Source organism: Sorangium sp. So ce381 (genome assembly GCF_051473845.1).
Classification (GTDB): Bacteria; Myxococcota_A; Polyangia; order Polyangiales; family Polyangiaceae; genus Sorangium; species Sorangium atrum.
The window spans coordinates 7,048,375-7,064,616 of the sequence record NZ_CP150336.1; the positions used below are offsets into that span (position 1 = coordinate 7,048,375).

General features: G+C 73.9%; 8 protein-coding genes. 2 read left to right on the plus strand and 6 right to left on the minus strand.

Annotated features, from left to right (window positions below):
- Positions 1-274 precede the first annotated feature (274 nt).
- Entirely contained in the window at positions 275-505 is a 231-nt protein-coding gene (locus WMF29_RS26285; protein ID WP_437322887.1) for a hypothetical protein, read from the plus strand.
- A gap of 185 nt (positions 506-690) precedes the next feature.
- Here the strand turns inward: WMF29_RS26285 and WMF29_RS26290 are convergent, their stop codons facing one another.
- The 5 genes from WMF29_RS26290 to WMF29_RS26310 form a co-directional block, all read right to left on the minus strand.
- The gene (locus WMF29_RS26290; protein WP_437322888.1) at positions 691-2,346 is read right to left on the minus strand and encodes a LamG-like jellyroll fold domain-containing protein; all 1,656 of its coding nucleotides are present in this window, start codon (positions 2,344-2,346) and stop codon (positions 691-693) included.
- A 260-nt stretch (positions 2,347-2,606) separates the two neighbouring features.
- Entirely contained in the window at positions 2,607-4,088 is a 1,482-nt protein-coding gene (locus WMF29_RS26295) for a cytochrome P450 (protein ID WP_437322889.1), read from the minus strand.
- Positions 4,089-4,182: 94 nt separating this feature from the next.
- Entirely contained in the window at positions 4,183-5,730 is a 1,548-nt protein-coding gene (locus tag WMF29_RS26300) for an SDR family oxidoreductase (protein ID WP_437322890.1), read from the minus strand.
- Positions 5,731-5,760: 30 nt separating this feature from the next.
- On the minus strand, positions 5,761-6,495 hold the full coding sequence (locus WMF29_RS26305; RefSeq protein ID WP_437322891.1) for a 4'-phosphopantetheinyl transferase family protein: 735 nt from the start codon (positions 6,493-6,495) through the stop codon (positions 5,761-5,763).
- Entirely contained in the window at positions 6,492-13,205 is a 6,714-nt protein-coding gene (locus WMF29_RS26310; protein ID WP_437322892.1) for an SDR family NAD(P)-dependent oxidoreductase, read from the minus strand. Before WMF29_RS26310 ends, WMF29_RS26305 begins: the two co-directional genes overlap by 4 nt.
- Positions 13,206-13,618: 413 nt before the next feature.
- Between WMF29_RS26310 and WMF29_RS26315 the strand changes: the two genes are divergently transcribed.
- The gene (locus tag WMF29_RS26315; RefSeq protein WP_437322893.1) at positions 13,619-14,140 is read left to right on the plus strand and encodes a MarR family winged helix-turn-helix transcriptional regulator; all 522 of its coding nucleotides are present in this window, start codon (positions 13,619-13,621) and stop codon (positions 14,138-14,140) included.
- Between the two features lie 60 nt (positions 14,141-14,200).
- Here the strand turns inward: WMF29_RS26315 and WMF29_RS26320 are convergent, their stop codons facing one another.
- On the minus strand, positions 14,201-16,087 hold the full coding sequence (locus tag WMF29_RS26320; RefSeq protein WP_437322894.1) for a hypothetical protein: 1,887 nt from the start codon (positions 16,085-16,087) through the stop codon (positions 14,201-14,203).
- Positions 16,088-16,242 lie beyond the last annotated feature (155 nt).

A 16,242-nucleotide genomic window follows, 5' to 3' on the forward strand; every position in this document is an offset into this window, starting at 1 on the left:
CGGTATACGGAGGATCTGAACGATGCGTACCTCGATTCTTGGTCTGAGCGCCCTTGTCCTCACCGCGTGCGGTCCCTCGATGGATGCCACGCCTGTCGAGTCGGCCATGGAGACCGGCCAGGCGGCGCAGGCGCTGTCATCCGGTATGCGGCCGCGGCCGCAACGCCGGATCAAGGACGAGCCCATGCAACCGGCAGATCCTCAGTGCGGCGCGTGCGCGGCGTACGTCCTGAGCACTAGGACGCTGTACCTGTTCATCGCTCAGAGGGAGTCGATGCCCAACGTCTCGATGACGCTCTACTCGACGAGGGGCGTACCGCTCGCGACCTACAAGGTCGCTCCGAGGCCCGACGGCTCCGCGAAGGCCATCTACGCCTTGGACCAGGGGCTCGCCAAGGACGTGGGATGGGCCAGCGTGCGATGGATGGACCAGGGCGCAACACAGGAGCTCCGCGCAGGCGTGCAGACGACGTGGAGCGGGTGGGCCGTCCTGGGCCAGCAATGAAGGTCGGACGCTGAGGAGAGGGCGGGCGCAGGGCCGTCGGAGCGACGACCGACGGCCGGCGCCGCATCGGCGCTGCGCGAGAGACGGCGACGGCGCCTGCCACGGTCGGCGGGCGCCGTCGCTCGGGGCGGCCAGCGATGACGCCGCTCGTCACCGCGGCGGCGTCACCTCGAGGACCTCACCCTTCAGGGATAGAAGTTCACCGGCACCTTGTTGCTCGCGCCGCCCCCGTCGCGCACGCGGATGTACCCCGGGCCGAGGCCGTGCGGGACCTGCACCGTGAGGCTCGTCGCGCTGATGCTGATCGGGTTACGGATGTTGGCGTTGTTGGCGCCAACGAACTCGACCTGCGCGCCGGGCCCGAAGCCCGAGCCGGTCAGGCTCACCGTCGTGCCCCAGTGCATGACGTCGGCGTTGTTGAAGTCGAGCCAGAGCCCGCCGCGCACGAACACGCCGGACGAGAGCATCGGGCTCTCCTGGAGGATCATCTGCTCGTGATCGAGGAAGTCGGTCGTCGGATAGTCGCCGTGCCACGCCATGATCGTCGTGCCCGAGTAGCCGTCCGGGTGGTGCAGGCCGAACGAGTGCCCGAGCTCGTGGGCGACGGTCCCCTTCGGCACGCCGCCGCTGCACTGCCACGTGGCGTATCCGCAGTGGAGCGCGAGCGGCTCACGCACGCCGGAGAGGGGCTCCAGCACCCAGTCGCCCACGAGGGCATATCCGGTGTTGTCGCCCTGGAGGTTGGCGCCCGCCCAGCCGCCGCCGCCCTGCCCGAAGACCAGCGTGGACTGCCGCGCAGGGAAGCCGCCGACGGCCTGTGACACCGCGTTGAGCCAGTTCGGGAGCTCCTGCGGGTTGCTCTGGCAGGCGCTCGTCGGCGTCGGGCCGCAGCGCATGGTCAGGTAGCTCTGGGACGAGCGCACCGGCTGGACGAAGCCCACCAGGTGGAACGAGCCGCCCGACTCCTCGCGGTACCAGCCGCGCAGCTCGTCGAGGTACGTGTTGATGGCGTCGACGTACTCCTGGTGATACGGCTGGTCGCTCGGATAGACGTAATACGCCCTCACCGGGTAGACCTCGCCCGCCGCGAGCTGCGCCACCTGCGCGTCGCTCAGGGACTGCTGGTAGAGGCGGACCTCGTCGATCAGGCCATCGTACGCGTTCCAGCTGGGGTGTCCGCCGATGACGATCGGACGCGTCGATTGCTGAAGCGCGCCCGACGCGGGCGTCGACGCGCGGAGCACGCCGTTGACGTAGAGCTTGAGCGCGGCGCCGTCGTACACGCCGGCGACGTGCGCCCACGCGTTGGCGACGGCCGGGGCCTGGACGATCGCGCGCCGGCCGGCGCCTCCGTCGGGGAAGGCGACGGAGAAGAAGTACTTGCCGTTGTCGATGCCGAGCAGGAACGAGTCCGCGGCGTACCACTGGTTGACGATGGTGCGGCTCCCCGTCACGCTCCGCGGGTTGACCCAGGCCGCCGCCGTGATCCGGTCCTGGAAGTGGAGGTAGCTCCTCCCCTCGCTGCTGATCTCGACCCGATCCCCTGCCCCGTCGAAGTCGCCGGCCGACAGGGACCATCCGGGGCTGCAAAGGCGGCGGCCGGACATCACGCCGAACGCCCCCCGGCCCGAGTCCTCGCGAACGCGCGTGATCGCGCCGGCCGCGCAGGTGTCGAAGCTCCAGTAGGCCGCCGGCGTCGGCAGGCTGGCCCGGTCCGCCACGAGCGGGCCAGACGCCGCGGCGATCGCCTCGTCTTCAGGCTCGTCCGCAGGGCCGGCCGCGACGCAGCCCGCGAGGCTCGCCGCCAGGGTGAGGACGATCGATCGAGATACCGTGTGCATGGGAGTCCGCATGTAAATGGATGCCTTTCTCGCCTGGCGCGCGCGCTCCTCGCCGGAATGCGCAGCGCGCCGGCCGTGCCAGTGCCGTGGAAGAAGGCAGCGCTCAGGGGTTCGTCCCGAGCCGTCCGCCTGCCTGCCTGTTACTTCGCCGCGGCTCGTCGGGGTCTGACATGGGCCGAGAAAAAAATGATGGCGGGGCTCCGCCCGGGAGGAGAGGCCGGGTGGTCGCGCCGCCGGCCAGGTGCGCCGAGCCCGGGCCCTCAGGCCCGGGCGCTGTACGGGCAGCCGTGAGCTCTCATGGCGGCCGCCACGGGCTCGGTCACCACAGGCTCCGCCGCCGCGGGCTCCCCCCGCCCCGCCGGGACCGCGCGTACGGCGCTCGACGGATCCCGCCGCTTCAGGATCATGCGCATCCCGTTCACCGGCTGCAGCGAGATGAAGCCGCGGCAACGCGGGTCGAAGCCGGGGACCAGCCGGAGCCGGTAGCGCTGCAGCGCCATCGCGACCATGATCTTGCCCTCGAGCTGCCCCATGAACTCGCCAAGGCAGATCCGCTGGCCGGCGCCGAAGGGGATGAAGGCGAGCTTGTCGTCCGCGCTCCGCCGGTGGTTCGCGAAGCGCTCGGGCTTGAACTCCAGCGGATCGCTCCAGAACTCCGGGTGCCGGTGCGTGACCCACGGGACGATGGCCACCGTCGACCCCGCGGCGACCTGGTAACCACCGATGACGTCGTCCTCGAGCGGGCTGCGGAGGATGAACGGCACGGACGGCAGGAGCCGGAGGCACTCGTTGAAGACCATGGTGAGGTAAGGCATCGACTCGATGTCCTTCGCCGTCGGAGACCGGCCGCCGAGGACGCGGTCGATCTCGTCGGTGAGGCGGGCGTACACCTCGGGGTGCTGCGCGACCTGGTACAGCGCCCACGAGGCGGTGACGCTCGATGTCTCGTGGCCGACCATCAGGATGGTCTTGATCTCGTCCCGCAGCTGCGCGCGGTCCATCTTGGCGCCGGTCTCGGGATCGACCGAGTTCATGAGGCGGACGAGCACGTTGTCCTCGCCGCCGGCGCCGCGCTGGTAGCCGTCGATGATGCCGTCGATCACGGCGTGCACGCGGTCCATGGCCCGGCGGAAGCGCAGGTGGCTGGGCAGCGGCCAGGAAAGGGGCGGGTTGACCAGGGAGTACATCCGCTTGAGCGCGATCGACAGCGCATATTTGAACGCCTCGCGGACGGTATCCGTGTGGGCCTCCAGCGCCGCGCCGAAGAACGCCTCGCCCGCGATACCGAACGTCACATCCATCATGTCGTCGTTGATGTCGCGCTCGAACTCGCCCGGCTGAGCATCCCAGCGCCGCAGCACCGCTTCCATGTGTTCGACGATGATGGGGACGAACTTGAGCGTGTTGGCGTGGTTGAACTGGGGCTGGACGTGCCTTCGCTGGCGCCGCCAGAGCTCGCCCTCGCTGTTCACGAGGCCCCATCCGAGCACGGGGGCGAGCTCGTGGTAGCGCTTCCCCTTGGGGTAGTTCCGGACGTTCGTGCGAAGGACGTGCGCGATGTCGTTCGGGTGAAACGCCATGACGAAGTCCTCGGCCCCGGGCGCCCGCAGGCGCACGACGTCGCCGTACCGCGCGAAGAGGTCCTCGTAATGACGCATGTTACCGGTCCTGAAGTTCGCCAGGTACCGCAGGCTGGCGAGCGGGCCAGGGCCCGGGGGCTGTCGATCGAGCGTGGCACTCATGATTCCTCCTTCTTCGCGAGCTCCAGGGAAGCTGACGTGAGCTGGTCAGCGCGGGCCTGCGCCGAGCGCACCCCGACGCCGCCGATCGCCGCGGTCAGATGCACAGCGAGCCTCCGCCGTCGACGGTGAGGGTCGCGCCGTTGATCCTCCGCGCGCCGTCCGAGAGCAGCAGCAGGACGGCCTCGGCGACGTCGTCCTCGGTGCAGAGCCGGCCGCCCGGCGTGCGCGACTCCCAGTACGGGAGGATCCGCTCGTGATCGGGGTAGTTGCTCGTCACGTGGCCGTAGATCGGCCCGGCGGAGATGCAGTTGACCTGCACGTTGCGCGGGGCGAGCTCGACGGCGAGCGCGCGCGTCAGCGACTCCACCGCGGCCTTCACGGCGCCCATGGCGCCGAAGTGCTCGAGGTACCTCGACGAGCCGTTCGACGAGAGCGCGACGATGCGCCCGCCGCCGTGGCGCTCCATCAGGCGCGCCGCGCGCATGGCGCACAGGTGGTAGCCGATGACGTTCGTGCGGAAGGCGAGCTCCCAGTGCTCCGGGGTCGTCTGCTCGAGGGGGCCGAACCGGCCGTTCGACGCGTTGCTGACGAAGTGGTGCAGCTCGCCGACCTCGCGCGCGATCGAATCGAAGAGCCTGTCGATGTGCGCGGGGTTGGCGACCGAGCCCCAGACGTGCACCGCGTCGCCGCCGGCCCCGCGGATCTCGTCGGCGACCGCCTCGCCGTCGTCCCGCGAGTGGAAGCTGTTGACGACGACCCGCGCGCCGGCGCGCCCGAGCTTCGCGGCGATGGCGCGGCCCAGCCCGCGGCTCGATCCGGTCACCAGGACCGTCTTGCCCGCGAGCGCCGCCCCGGGGGCAGGGAGCGCCCGCTGCGCCGCACGGGCCGCGGGCGCGCGCGCCGCGGCGACCTGCGCGGGCGGCGCGGACTCGACGAGCCGCGCGAGATCGCCGACCGTGCGGGCCTCGTCGAGCGCCGCCTCGAGCACGGCCGGCTGGGCGCCGCGCTGCCAGAGGAGGGCGCGGAGCTCGTCGCGCCGGCGGCGGTCGACCCCGAGGTCCTCCTCGAGCCGCGCGTCGGGGACGAGCAGATCGACCGGGTGGCGGGTCGCGTCCGCGAGCGCCTGGACCACGACATGGAGCGCCTCGCCGGCGTGGCCATTGGCGTGGTTTCCGGCCTCGACGTGGCCATTGGCGTACCTTCCGGCCTCCCTATGGCCATTGGCATGCCCTCCGGCTTCCACATGGCCATTGGCGTGCTTCGCTGCCTCCGCATGGCCATTGGCGTGGCTTCCGGCCTCCACGTGGCCATTGGCGTGCTTCGCCGCCTCCGCATGGCCATTGGCGTGGCTTCCGATCTCCACGTGGCCATGGGCGGGCTCTCCGGCCTCCGCGCTGGCCGCGATCGTTCGCGACAGGAACTCGCTGACGCGGGCCACCGTGCGCAGCTCGTCGGGCGCCGCCTTGAGGGCGTTCGGGAGACCGAAATCCGCGCGCAGCGTCGCGAGGATCTCGCCGCGCTTCACGGAGTCGATGCCGAGGTCCTGCTCCAGGTCGGCGTCGGCGACGACGACCTCGTCGGGGTAGCGCGTCATGCGCACGAAGACGGAGCGGACATGGTCGAGAAGATCATGAGATTGCATCGTCGAAACCTCGTGTTTGGTGAGTTCCATTCATCCGAGAGCCGCGACCGGCGGGACGGGGACGGCCGCGACGAGCGCGAACGCACCGGTCAGCACGGCCCGGCCAAAGAACTGCCCGCCCCGCGCGCCCAGCGCGAAGGAGCGGACCGAGGGCTGCGCCAGGCGCGCGTCCGCCGGCGAGAACGCGACGTCGATGTCCCGGAACGAGAACCGCGCCGGCAGCCCGAGCGCCCCCGTCTTGTAGAGCGCCTCCTTGGCGCTCCAGAGCAACGTCTCGAGCGCGGCGCGCGGGGCGCCCGCCGCGGCGCCGCGCTCGAGGCCCTCGCGCTCGCGCGGGGTGAAGTGCTCGTCGGCGAAGGCCGCCGCGCGCGCCTCGACCCGCTCCACGTCGACGCCGACCGCGCGCGCCGTGGTGACCGCGGCCGCCGCGAGCTCGCCCGCGTGCGAGAGCGACAGCGCGAACGCGCCGTCCTCGAATCGCGGGCGACGGCCGCACGGTCCCGTCACCGCGCAGGCGAGGTAGTCCGCGCGCGGGTGCGCCTCGAGCGCGGCCGCGTCCAGCGCGACGAGCGGCGCGCCGCGGCCGGCGGCGAGCTCGAGGCGCAGCCACTTCGCCGCGACGCGCGCGCACGCGGACTGCGCCCGCCGGGCCGCGACGCGCTGCGCGGCGCACGCGCGGCGCTCGCTGGCCGTCAGGTAGGGCTCGACGCGCGCCGCGGCCTCGGCGTCCGCCCGCGCGACCGCGATCGCGAGCGGCGGCGTCACGGCGCCCCCAGGGTCAGCGTCGCCGTGCGGGCGTCCGCGGCCACGCGCCCCATGACGAGCCCCCCGAGCCCCTCGACCTCCAGAAGCACGCCGCCCGAGGGGTCGAGCGCCTGCGCCCACGCGCCGAGGACGCGGTCGCCGGCCGCGGTCGGGACCGCAGCGACGAGCCGGATGGGGACGCCTGCGTCGCGGAGCGCGAGGTCGTTGGCCGCCGTCCCGAAGCGGATCCGGTCGACGCCGCCCGCGGCGCACACCGGGAACGCGCCCGCCTCGTCGCGGCGCAGCGTGCCCAGCGACAGGAGCGCGTCGAGCAGGAGGAACGGCGTGGCGGCCGCGCGCTGCCGCGCGAGGGCGCCGTCGGTCGGGAGGCGGAACCGGGCCTCTTTGAGCGCGGCCCCGAGCACGAAGGTGCCGAGGTGATCGAACCAGCCCGCGTGCCGGACCGGCGAGCCAGGGCTCGCGTACGGGTCGCGCACCAGGGGCCCGTCGATCCGCCCGGCGTGCCGCGGAGCGAGGCCGTCACGGCGGACGTGGCTCGGGCCGAGCTCGACCACGCACGTCGCAAAGACCACGCCGGCGCGGAGGGTCACGCCCGACCGGTGGACGAAGTCGCCGCGCACCTCGACGGCGCACGCGAGGCAGCCGCCGGCGAGCTGCTCCCGGCGGGTCGTCACCGCGCGCACGGCGCGCGGCGCGTCGTCGGCGAGGCGCAGGAACTCGAGGAAGCGCACGTCGCGGACCTCGCGGACGAGCGCCTCGCCGCCGGAGGTCGCGAGCGCGTGCCGGACGGCCAGGTCGACGAGGAACGCCCCGGCCGCGACGGCGCTCGAGCGCGCCCTGTGGTCGGAGAGCCACGGATCGACGCGCGGATCGAGCGTCCACACGCTCGCGGGCGCGCTCCCCGGCGCGCCGTCCGCCGCGTCCGCCGCGACGATGCGCGGGGCGAAGCGCTCGATCTCGCCGTCGCTGAGCAGGACCTGGGCCGCGCCGGCGGGCGGCTCGGCGACGAGGTCGAGGAAGATCCGCCTCCCCTCCTCCGGCTCGACACCCCGGAGCCCGCGCGCCGCGCCGAGCGCGCTGTACTCGGACCCGGCGGTCATGCCGACGCCGTTCCAGCCGAGCCACGCGATGCTCGACCACGGGCCTGCGCCCGCCTCGGCGGCGAAGTACGCCGCGGCGCGGTTCATCGCCTCGTTGGCCGCGCCGTAATCCGGCTGCCCGTCGTTGCCGAGGACGCTGAACGCCGACGTGACGAGGTGGACGTGCGGGCGCGCGTCGGGCAGGTGGCGCGCGAGGGCGCGGCGGAGGTGGGCGAGGCCGGCGAGCTTCGTGTCGACGATCCGCTCGAACAGCTCCAGCGACTTCGACGTGAGCCGGCTCGACACCTGGATGCCGGCGCCGTGCACGACCAGATCGACCCGGCCGTACGCCGCCGCGACCGCCGCGACGGCGCGGTCGACGTCCGCGCCGCGCGTCACGTCGACGGCGTGGTAGTCGACGACGCGGCCGCCCGCGCCCCCGGCGCGCAGCTGGGCGAGGACCCGGTGCGCCTCGCGCGCCGCGCGGAGGCGCGCGTAGCGCTCGCGCAGGACGCCCATCCGCAGGCCGGGGGTCTCGCGCAGGGCCTCGGCGTAGAAGTCTCGCTCGTACGCGTCGAACTCCGCGTCGGTCATCGCGAGCGCGCGGGCCGAAGCGTCCTCCAGCCGCGAGCGGCCGAGGAGCACGGCGCGGCAGCCGAAGCGGTCGAGCAGGCCCTCGACGAGCTCCGCCGTGATGCCGCGCGCGCCGCCCGTCACGAGCACGACCGAATCGGCGCCGAGCTGCGGCACGGCGCGCGCGCGCGGCCTCGCGGAGGCGCGGGCGAGCTGCACGGTGTGCCGCGCGCCGCCGAGATCGACGACCTCCTCGGGAACGGCCGGCCGGGCGCGCCGCCACTCCTCGGAGAGCGCGCCGAGCGCGGCCGCGACGTCGCGCGCGTCGGTGTGGACGACGCGCACGTCGCCGCCCGGGAGCTCGCGCGCCAGGGACTTCACGAAGCCGCCGACCGCGCCGCTCACGGGCGCGAGCCGCCCGTGGAGGTCCACGGCGGAGGCGACGACGGCGGCGAAGGCCACCTCGCCGCGCGCGATGGCGTCGTGGTAGCGGCGCGCAGCGCCGAACAGCGCGCGCAGCACGGGCCTGTACGAGCCCGGCGCGCCGTCGACGAACGCGAGCGCGTCCGTGGCGCGGGTGAGCACGACGACCGCGTCGACGTCCTCGGGGGCCAGGGCCGCGAACGACGCGCCGAGCCGCGCTTCATCGCGGGCGTCGAGCGAGGGCGCACCGCCGGACGCCTCGGCCCCCGGCGCCGCGAGGTCGCGCGGGCTACCGGGCTCGGCCGTGTCGGGCGCATCCTCGACGGCGAGCGCGAGGATGCGCGCGCGCTCCTCGTCGGAGCGAGCGGCGCGCCGCACCTCCGCGGCGAGCGCCGCGTCGGTGCAGACGTAGAGGACGCGGGACGGGACGCGCGCCGCCGGCCCCGCCGCCGGCGCGGGGGCGATCTCGGGGACGAAGCCGTGGATCGGCGTGCCCGTCGCGAAGCCCGAGGCCGCTCGCGCCGGCGCGACGGACGCGGACTCGGGGGGCGTGACCTGGACGGCGCGGGGATCGGACGGCCAGCGGACCAGCGCGGCGCCGTGCGCGCGCGCGCCGCGGATGGCCGCGTGGAGCTCGACGGCGCCCTCGGCCCCGCGCAGCCGTGCGCCCGATCCGCCGACCGCGAGCTCGCGGGCGGAGGGGCCGCGCCCCGCCGCGCCGGCGACGCCATCCGCCGCGCCGGCGACGAGGTGCAGGCGAGCGAGCACCGGCCAGGCGTGGCGCGCGGCGGTGTCCTCGGTGCACAGCGCGACCAGCAGCGCCGCCTCGCCCACCGGCCGCGGGTCATGGGTAGCGGACGCGCCCCGCGCGACGTCGTCGCTGAAGGCGTTGACGGCCCCCGCGAGCACGACGTCGCAGTCGTCGTCGAGCACGAGATCGGCGGCCGCGAGGGCGTCGAGCAGCGAGGTCGCCGAGGTGTCGACGACGAAGTTCGGCCCGCGCAGGCCGAAGACGTTGGCGACGCGCCCGGAGATGACGTTGGGCATGTTGCCCGGCTGCGTGTACGGCCCCGTCGCGGGCGAGCCCGCGCGGAGCGCGTCGGCCGTCGCGGAGGCCAGCGCGGGGCTGACGCCGCGCGCGCGGAGCGCCCGCGCCACGCGGTCGGCGAAGATGCGCTCGTTGGCGCGGGCGCCGCGGCGCGTCTTGCCCTCGTGGCCGACGACGACGCCGATGCGCTCGCAGAGCTCGCGCGCGGGCAGCGCCGCGAGCGCCTCCTCCGCGGCCATCGCCGCGAGCAGCTGCGTCGGGTCCATGGCCTCGAGGGCGTCCGGGAGGACCGGCGCGCGGGCCGGCAGCCGGAGCGCGCCCTCGTCGAACGCGAGCACGTCCGAGGGGGCGCCCGCGGGCGCGCCGCCTGTGGCTGGGAACACGGCCCCGAGCCCGACGACACACAGCCCGCGGCATCCTCCGCGCGGGCGCGGACGCGCGGGGTGGCGGTCGGGGCGGTGCTCCTCGACGACGAGGTGGGCGTTGGTGCCGCCGAAGCCGAAGCTGTCGAGCGCGGCGCGCAGCGGGGCGCCGCCCTCGGAGGTCCAGGGGGCGGCCGCCGTCGGGATGGCGAACGGCGAGCGCGCCAGATCGATGCGCGCGCTCGGCGCCTGGAACCCGTGCTGCGGGAAGAGCGTGCGCTCGCGGATCGCGAGCACGACCTTGATGAGCGACGCGACGCCCGCGGTCCAGCCCGTGTGGCCGAGCAGCGACTTGACGCTGCCCAGGGTGATGCGCGGGGCGCCCGCGTCGCTCGCGAACACCTCGGCGAGCGCCTGGAACTCGGTGGCGTCGCCGACCGGCGTCGCCGTGGCGTGCGCCTCGACGTACTGAACGCTCCGCGCCTCGATGCCGGCCCGCGCGTGGGCGCGCCGCATCGCCAGGGCCTGCCCGCGGCGCTGCGGCACCGTGACCGACGGGCTCGGGCCGTCGCTCGACAGGCCGCTGCCCAGGAGCACGGCGTCGACGCGATCGCCCCGCGATCGGGCGTCGTCGAGCCGCTCGAGCACGACGACCGCGGCGCCCTCGCCGAACACGACGCCGTCCGCGGACGCGTCGAAGGGGCGGCTGCCGGTCGCGGAGAGCCCGCCGAACTGCGAGAACTGGCACGCGTTCGTCGGGCCGGGCTGGTAGGCGCCGCCGGCGATCACGACGTCGGCGAGGCCGCGGCGAAGCATCGCGGCGCCCAGGTGCACCGCGTGCATCGACGACGCGCAGGCCGCGTCGACGACGACGGTGCGCGCGCCCTCCCCCACCACGTCGCGCACGACGCGCGCGAGCGGCTCGAGGTGGCCGCGGCACGCCGCGCGCCGCCCGGCGTCGAGCCCGAGCTCGGCCGCCAGCGCGTCCGCCGCGGCGGCGCGGGCCGCCTCGTCCGCGGCGGCGCGGTCGAGCGCGCGCTCGACGCCGAGCAGCAGCGTGGCCTCGTCGTGCTCGATCGAGCCGTCGGCGGTGGACCCGAGGAGGCACACGATCCGCGGGGGCGCGCCGTCCCGGAGCACGGCCGCGTGTGATCGGGCCTCGGCGAGCGCGCACGCCAGCATCCGGGCCGTCTTGGGCAGCCGCTCGAGCGTGCGCGCGTCGTAACCCGTCTGCTCGGCGTACGGGCCCAGGGCGTCGACCGTGCCGACCAGCAGGCTGTACGTCTTGTCAGCGGCGCGGCCGCGGCTCAGGAAGTCGGTCGCGAGCTCCGGGTGCCGCTCGCCGGTGTCGGCGATCCCGCACGTGCCCGCGAGCAGCTGCGCGAGGTAGGCGTCGACGCCGCCGGCCCCCGGCAGCACCGCGCCCATGCCCACGATCGCGATCGGCGTGGCACCCGCAGCGGCGGCGTCGTCCTCGCGCGGGCTCGCGGCGGCGGGGTTCGCGGAGCTCGCGGCGGCGGCGGGGCTCGCGGCCTCGCGCGGGCGGCGGCCGTCCGCCGCCTCCTCCGGGAGCGGCGCGACCGCCGTGAGCGCGCGCCCCGCGGCGCGCAGCGCGTCGATCACGCGCCGGTGCTCGGCCACGACGTCCTCTCCGGCGCGGAACGTCGAGATCACCCGCAGATCGGGCCCGGGCGGCGCGCTCCGCCGCGCGAGCGCGGTCAGGGCGCCGCCGCCGCCGCACTCGACGAAGGTGCGGACCCCCGCCGCGTGGAGGTCGCGCACGGCCGCCTCGAAGTCGAGCGGCGTCACGAGGTGCATGGGGAGCAGGCGCGCGGGCGCGAGCGGGCCGTCGCCGTAGTGGACGCGATCGATCGGCGAGTACGTGGCCACCGCGGGCCGCGCCGCGCCGGCGCCCCGGAGGGCGCTCGCGAACGGACCGACCGCCGGCGCGAGCAGCGGCGAGTGGAAGGCGTAGCGGCTCGCGAGCACCGTCGCGCGAACGCCGGCGCCCGCGAGCCGCCGCTCGAGCGCGGCGATGCCGTCCGCCGTGCCCGACGCGACCGCCTGATCGGCCGCGTTGACCACCGCGACGAACACGTCGTCCCGGCCGAGCGCATGCACCTCGTCGCGCAGGCGCTCCGCGCCGGTGTGGGCAGCGAGCATGCGGCCGGGCGGAGCGCCGCGGAGGGCGAGCACCCGGCGGCACACGACCTCGGCGGCCGTCGCGAGGGGAAACGCGCCGCCCGCGGCCAGCGCGGCGATCTCCCCGAGGCTGTGCCCCGCCACGACGTCCGGCTCGAGCCCGGCGGACCGGAGCAGCGCGACGGCGATGTGGTCCTGGACGACGATCCCGAGCTGATCGAGGTCGACGCACGCCTCGAGGGCGGCCCGCGCCTCCGCCTCGCCGGCGGTCACGAGCGCCGCGAGCGAGGCGCCGAGCAGCTCGCGCGCCGCGGGCTCGGCCGCGGCGACGGCCTCGCGCGCGGCGTCAAAGCGCGCGTGGAGCGCTCGCAGGAGCCGGAGGTCGAACGAGCCCTGGCCCGGCAGGAGCAGCGCGATCTTGCCGGCGACGCCGGCGCCGTCCACGCCCGCCGCGGCCTCCCCGGAGCGCCCCGCCGCGGCCTCCTCCGAGCGCCCCGCCGCGGTCGCCGCGTCCTCCGCGCCCCACCGCGCCCGGTGCGGGCGCGCCTCGTGGAGCGGCCCCCGCGCGACCTCGGCGGTGTGCCGGAGCAGGCGCTCGGGGAAGAGCTCGCGCAGCGCGGAGCCGCCGCGCAGGCAGAGCTCGACGAAGCGCTGGTGCGGCACGCGCTCGTCGAGGGCCCCGACGTGCGCCGTCACCGATCTGGGCAGCGGCGCGAGCTCGTCGCTCGCCGAGGAGACGGCGACGATGCGCTGGTAGCCGCACGCCACGGGCTCGCCGTCGAAGCGGACCGTGCGGAAGTAGCCGTACGCGCTCGAGCGCGTCACGGCGCCGAGGGTCATGAAGATCGCGACGCGCTCGCCCACGCGCACCGGCGCGAGGTTCCGGCTGTACCCCTCGGTGGTGAGCAGCCGGATCGCGGCGCGATCCTCCTCGTGCGGGAGCGTGCCGTCCGCGGCCTCGGCGAAGTAGAGCGTCTCGCGCGCGATGCACTGGAAGCGGAAGTTGGTGAGGTAGTGATGGCTGCCATAGGCCATGCTGTCCTCGAACTTCACGCAGTACGGAACGACGAAGAACTCGCCCATAGATCCTCTCCACGCAGCCCGCCCACGCGCGGCGTCGACGCACGCCTGGCACCGCGTGCCAGCCGATGCTCCGTGCGCTCCTCACCGTTGCGCCGCTCGGGCTGTTCGAATAAGTGTACCTACACGTAAATGCGCAGAGCGCGCCGCAGGCCCATGGCCCCCGTCCGCGCGGGTGATGCCGCGATGCTCGCCTCAACGCCGCCATGGCCCAGGCGACTGCCGACCGATCGATCGATGGATCGGCCAGCGCGCGCCGGGGCCGCCAGGACCGCCGACGCCGAGCAGGCGGTCGAGCAGACGAGGCGGATCCACGTCGTCGAGGACGAGATAGGTGTAGCTACACCTGAACGGATGTCAAGACGCGATCCTGGCCGCGATTTGACGGACCCGGTCGAAACGGTGTAGATACACTGGTGACTGATTTTGCCCGCGCCGCCCAGATCATCGCGAGCCAGTGCGCCCTCGTGCGTGTCCGCCGCGCGTCGCGCGCGCTGACGCGGCTCTACGACGACAGCCTGCGCGCGGTGGGGCTCCAGTCGACGCAGCTCACGATGCTCGCCGCGGTCGCGACGTGCGGCGACGGGGGCGTGCAGCTCAGCGCGCTCGCGGACGGGCTCGTCATGGATCGCACGACGCTCACGAGGAACCTCGTGCCGCTCGAGAAGGCGGGCCTTCTCCGCGTGGCGCGGGCGCCCGACGACGCGCGCGTCCGGATCATCTGCCTGACGCGCCAGGGCGAGCGCGCCATCGAGGCGGCGTTCCCGCTGTGGGAGCGGACGCAGAAGCACGTCCGGGAGCAGCTCGGCGAGGGCAGGGCCGACGCGCTCCGCGAGGAGCTCGGCCGCGTCGTGGCCCTGGCCACGCGGCCCGAGAAGGCGCCGGCGCACGAGCGGACCGAGCAAAAGTCGCGGCAGGGCAAGCGCAAGGCGAAGTGACGATCACCGGCGGCGCGATGAGCACGGCGAGGCGCCGATGGAGCGCCGTACGACGCGCGCTCAGCGCGCCTTGAAGGCCTGGAAGAAGACGTCCGCCTGCGAGTGCGTCTGACCCGCGATCGGGTCCGCGGGGCTCCTGGGCTCCGTGATGAGATTGCGCAGGTCTCCCCAGGCCGAATAGAGCCTCTGCCGCTCCGACGTGACGTCGAGATACTCGCCGAGGTTGTAACAGGGCGCGACGACCCGATCGAAGTTCGTCGTCGGGTAGTTGGCACCGACAGGCACGTCCAGCGGGATGTTCGTCGGCGAGAGGCGGAAGGAGGTGTCCGTCACCTGTTGCCTGTCGCCCTCGCCGAAGGATTCCCCGTATTCGAACGAGCTCGCCATCTCCACGTCAACGGACCTGTCGCGGTTCTGCGTATAGTAAACGATGTGCACGTCGCTCCGGCGCTTGCCGATGGTCACGGCCGGGAGCACGTGATGGATGTTCTCCCCGGCCCCGGAGGTGACGGGGATCGGCGACGTCCACGTCCGCCCGCGGTCATCCGAGCGAATGAGGAAGACGTTCGAGCCCGATCCCGCTTCGCCGAAGATCTCGCTGGTGGAGGCCGACCAGGCCAGGTAAACGATACCGCGGCGCACCGCGAGCGTCGGCTGAACGATGAGGCGCGAGGCGTGCACGTAGGTGGGCAGACCGAATCGCCCCCTGCGGCGCGGCCCGTCGGTGATGGCCAGGCGGGGACCGCCGACGTTGCCGCAATCGATGAGCTCGCCGGGCTGAACCACGGGCAGGAGGGTCGGGTCCGGGGCTCCCGCGAGATTGAACTCCACAAACTCGAACGTCTCGCCGGCGTCACGGGACACCAGCATCCGGATGAAATCGGCGTCCGAACCGCTGTACTGAAGGAATGGCAGGTAGAGCGTGCCGTCGTGGCGATCCACGACGGGGTTCGTGAACTGGATCGCGTTCTGCGGCAGCGTGGGATCCGGGTTCGCTTCGGGGGCGAAGACGACCTTGGATGTCCAGGTCTCACCGCCGTCGGTCGAGCGCGCGAAACGGAGCTCGGTCCGGACGGGCGCCTCCGGGGGCTGGTAGCTGGTCCAGGTCACGTAGAGGTTGTCCCGGCGCCGGCGCACCGGGTCGGGGCCCACGGCCAGCCAGCTCTTGTCGGCGCCGTCGTCCTGGGCCACGAGCACCGCCTCGCTCCATGTTCGGCCGCCGTCGGTCGACCTGTTGGCCTGCACACCCAGCCGGCCCTCCGCGTCCGCGGTGAGCCCGGCGAAATGGAAGACCCCACGGCGATCCTCGCGCACGACAGCATCACCGAGCGTGGTCGTGCTCCCGGGCAGCGGAGGAATGAAGCCGCTCTTCCAGGTCACGCCGCCGTCGTTCGAGGTCGAGAAGCCGGAGCCAAAAAAAGTTTTGGGCACGATGGTGTTGTCGACCAGAACAGGCGTCACGCCGGCGGACGTGTTGTAGGCAACAACGATGTTGTGGTCATGCGCGGCGATCGAGGTCTCGCTCTGGGTCACCAGGACGAAGGGGCGTGTCGGCGGGTTGGTGCGAAACTTATAAATCTTGTCGAGCGCCGGATCGTTGACCTGAACGTTCTCTCCGATCGTCCGGATCGGCGGCGCGTATTCCGACCAGAGGGCCATCGGTCGCTCGGCGATCGTCGCCCGCGCGCGGTCTTCGAGCGTCGCGGGCGCGCCGAGGCCCGCGGCGCGAGTCGACAGCGCGACTCCACTCTTCACCACGCTCCCGAGCGCGCGATCGTGGCCCTCGGCGAGCGGCGCCAGGTCGAGCTCCGGTCCTTGCGAGCACGCCGAAAGCGCGGTCAGGGCAGCGAAGAGTGGTGCAATATAAACGATGTTCGCTCGTAAGGAACGCATCCTACCTCCTTGGGCTGGGCGCTCCGTCGAGCACACGCTCGCGCTCGCGCTCATCGCCCGCGTCGAAGCGGCAACGCGGAGCTGCCGCCAATAGAGCGTTCCGCGGCAATCTGCGCTCGGCGACGGCTCCTCGCCCGGCCGAGCGATCGCGAGCTCGCGGAAAGCCCTGCTTACTACTCCGCACGGCGGAGTCGCGCAACTCACAAAAC

Excerpts from the sequence above, each read along its gene's own strand:
- WMF29_RS26295 (WP_437322889.1), bottom strand. The coding sequence starts at position 4,088 with ATGAGTGCCACGCTCGATCGACAGCCCCCGGGCCCTGGCCCGCTCGCC.
- WMF29_RS26290 (WP_437322888.1), bottom strand. The coding sequence starts at position 2,346 with ATGCACACGGTATCTCGATCGATCGTCCTCACCCTGGCGGCGAGCCTC.
- WMF29_RS26320 (WP_437322894.1), bottom strand. The coding sequence starts at position 16,087 with ATGAGCGCGAGCGCGAGCGTGTGCTCGACGGAGCGCCCAGCCCAAGGA.
- WMF29_RS26300 (WP_437322890.1), bottom strand. The coding sequence starts at position 5,730 with ATGCAATCTCATGATCTTCTCGACCATGTCCGCTCCGTCTTCGTGCGC.
- WMF29_RS26310 (WP_437322892.1), bottom strand. The coding sequence starts at position 13,205 with ATGGGCGAGTTCTTCGTCGTTCCGTACTGCGTGAAGTTCGAGGACAGC.
- WMF29_RS26285 (WP_437322887.1), top strand. The coding sequence starts at position 275 with ATGCCCAACGTCTCGATGACGCTCTACTCGACGAGGGGCGTACCGCTC.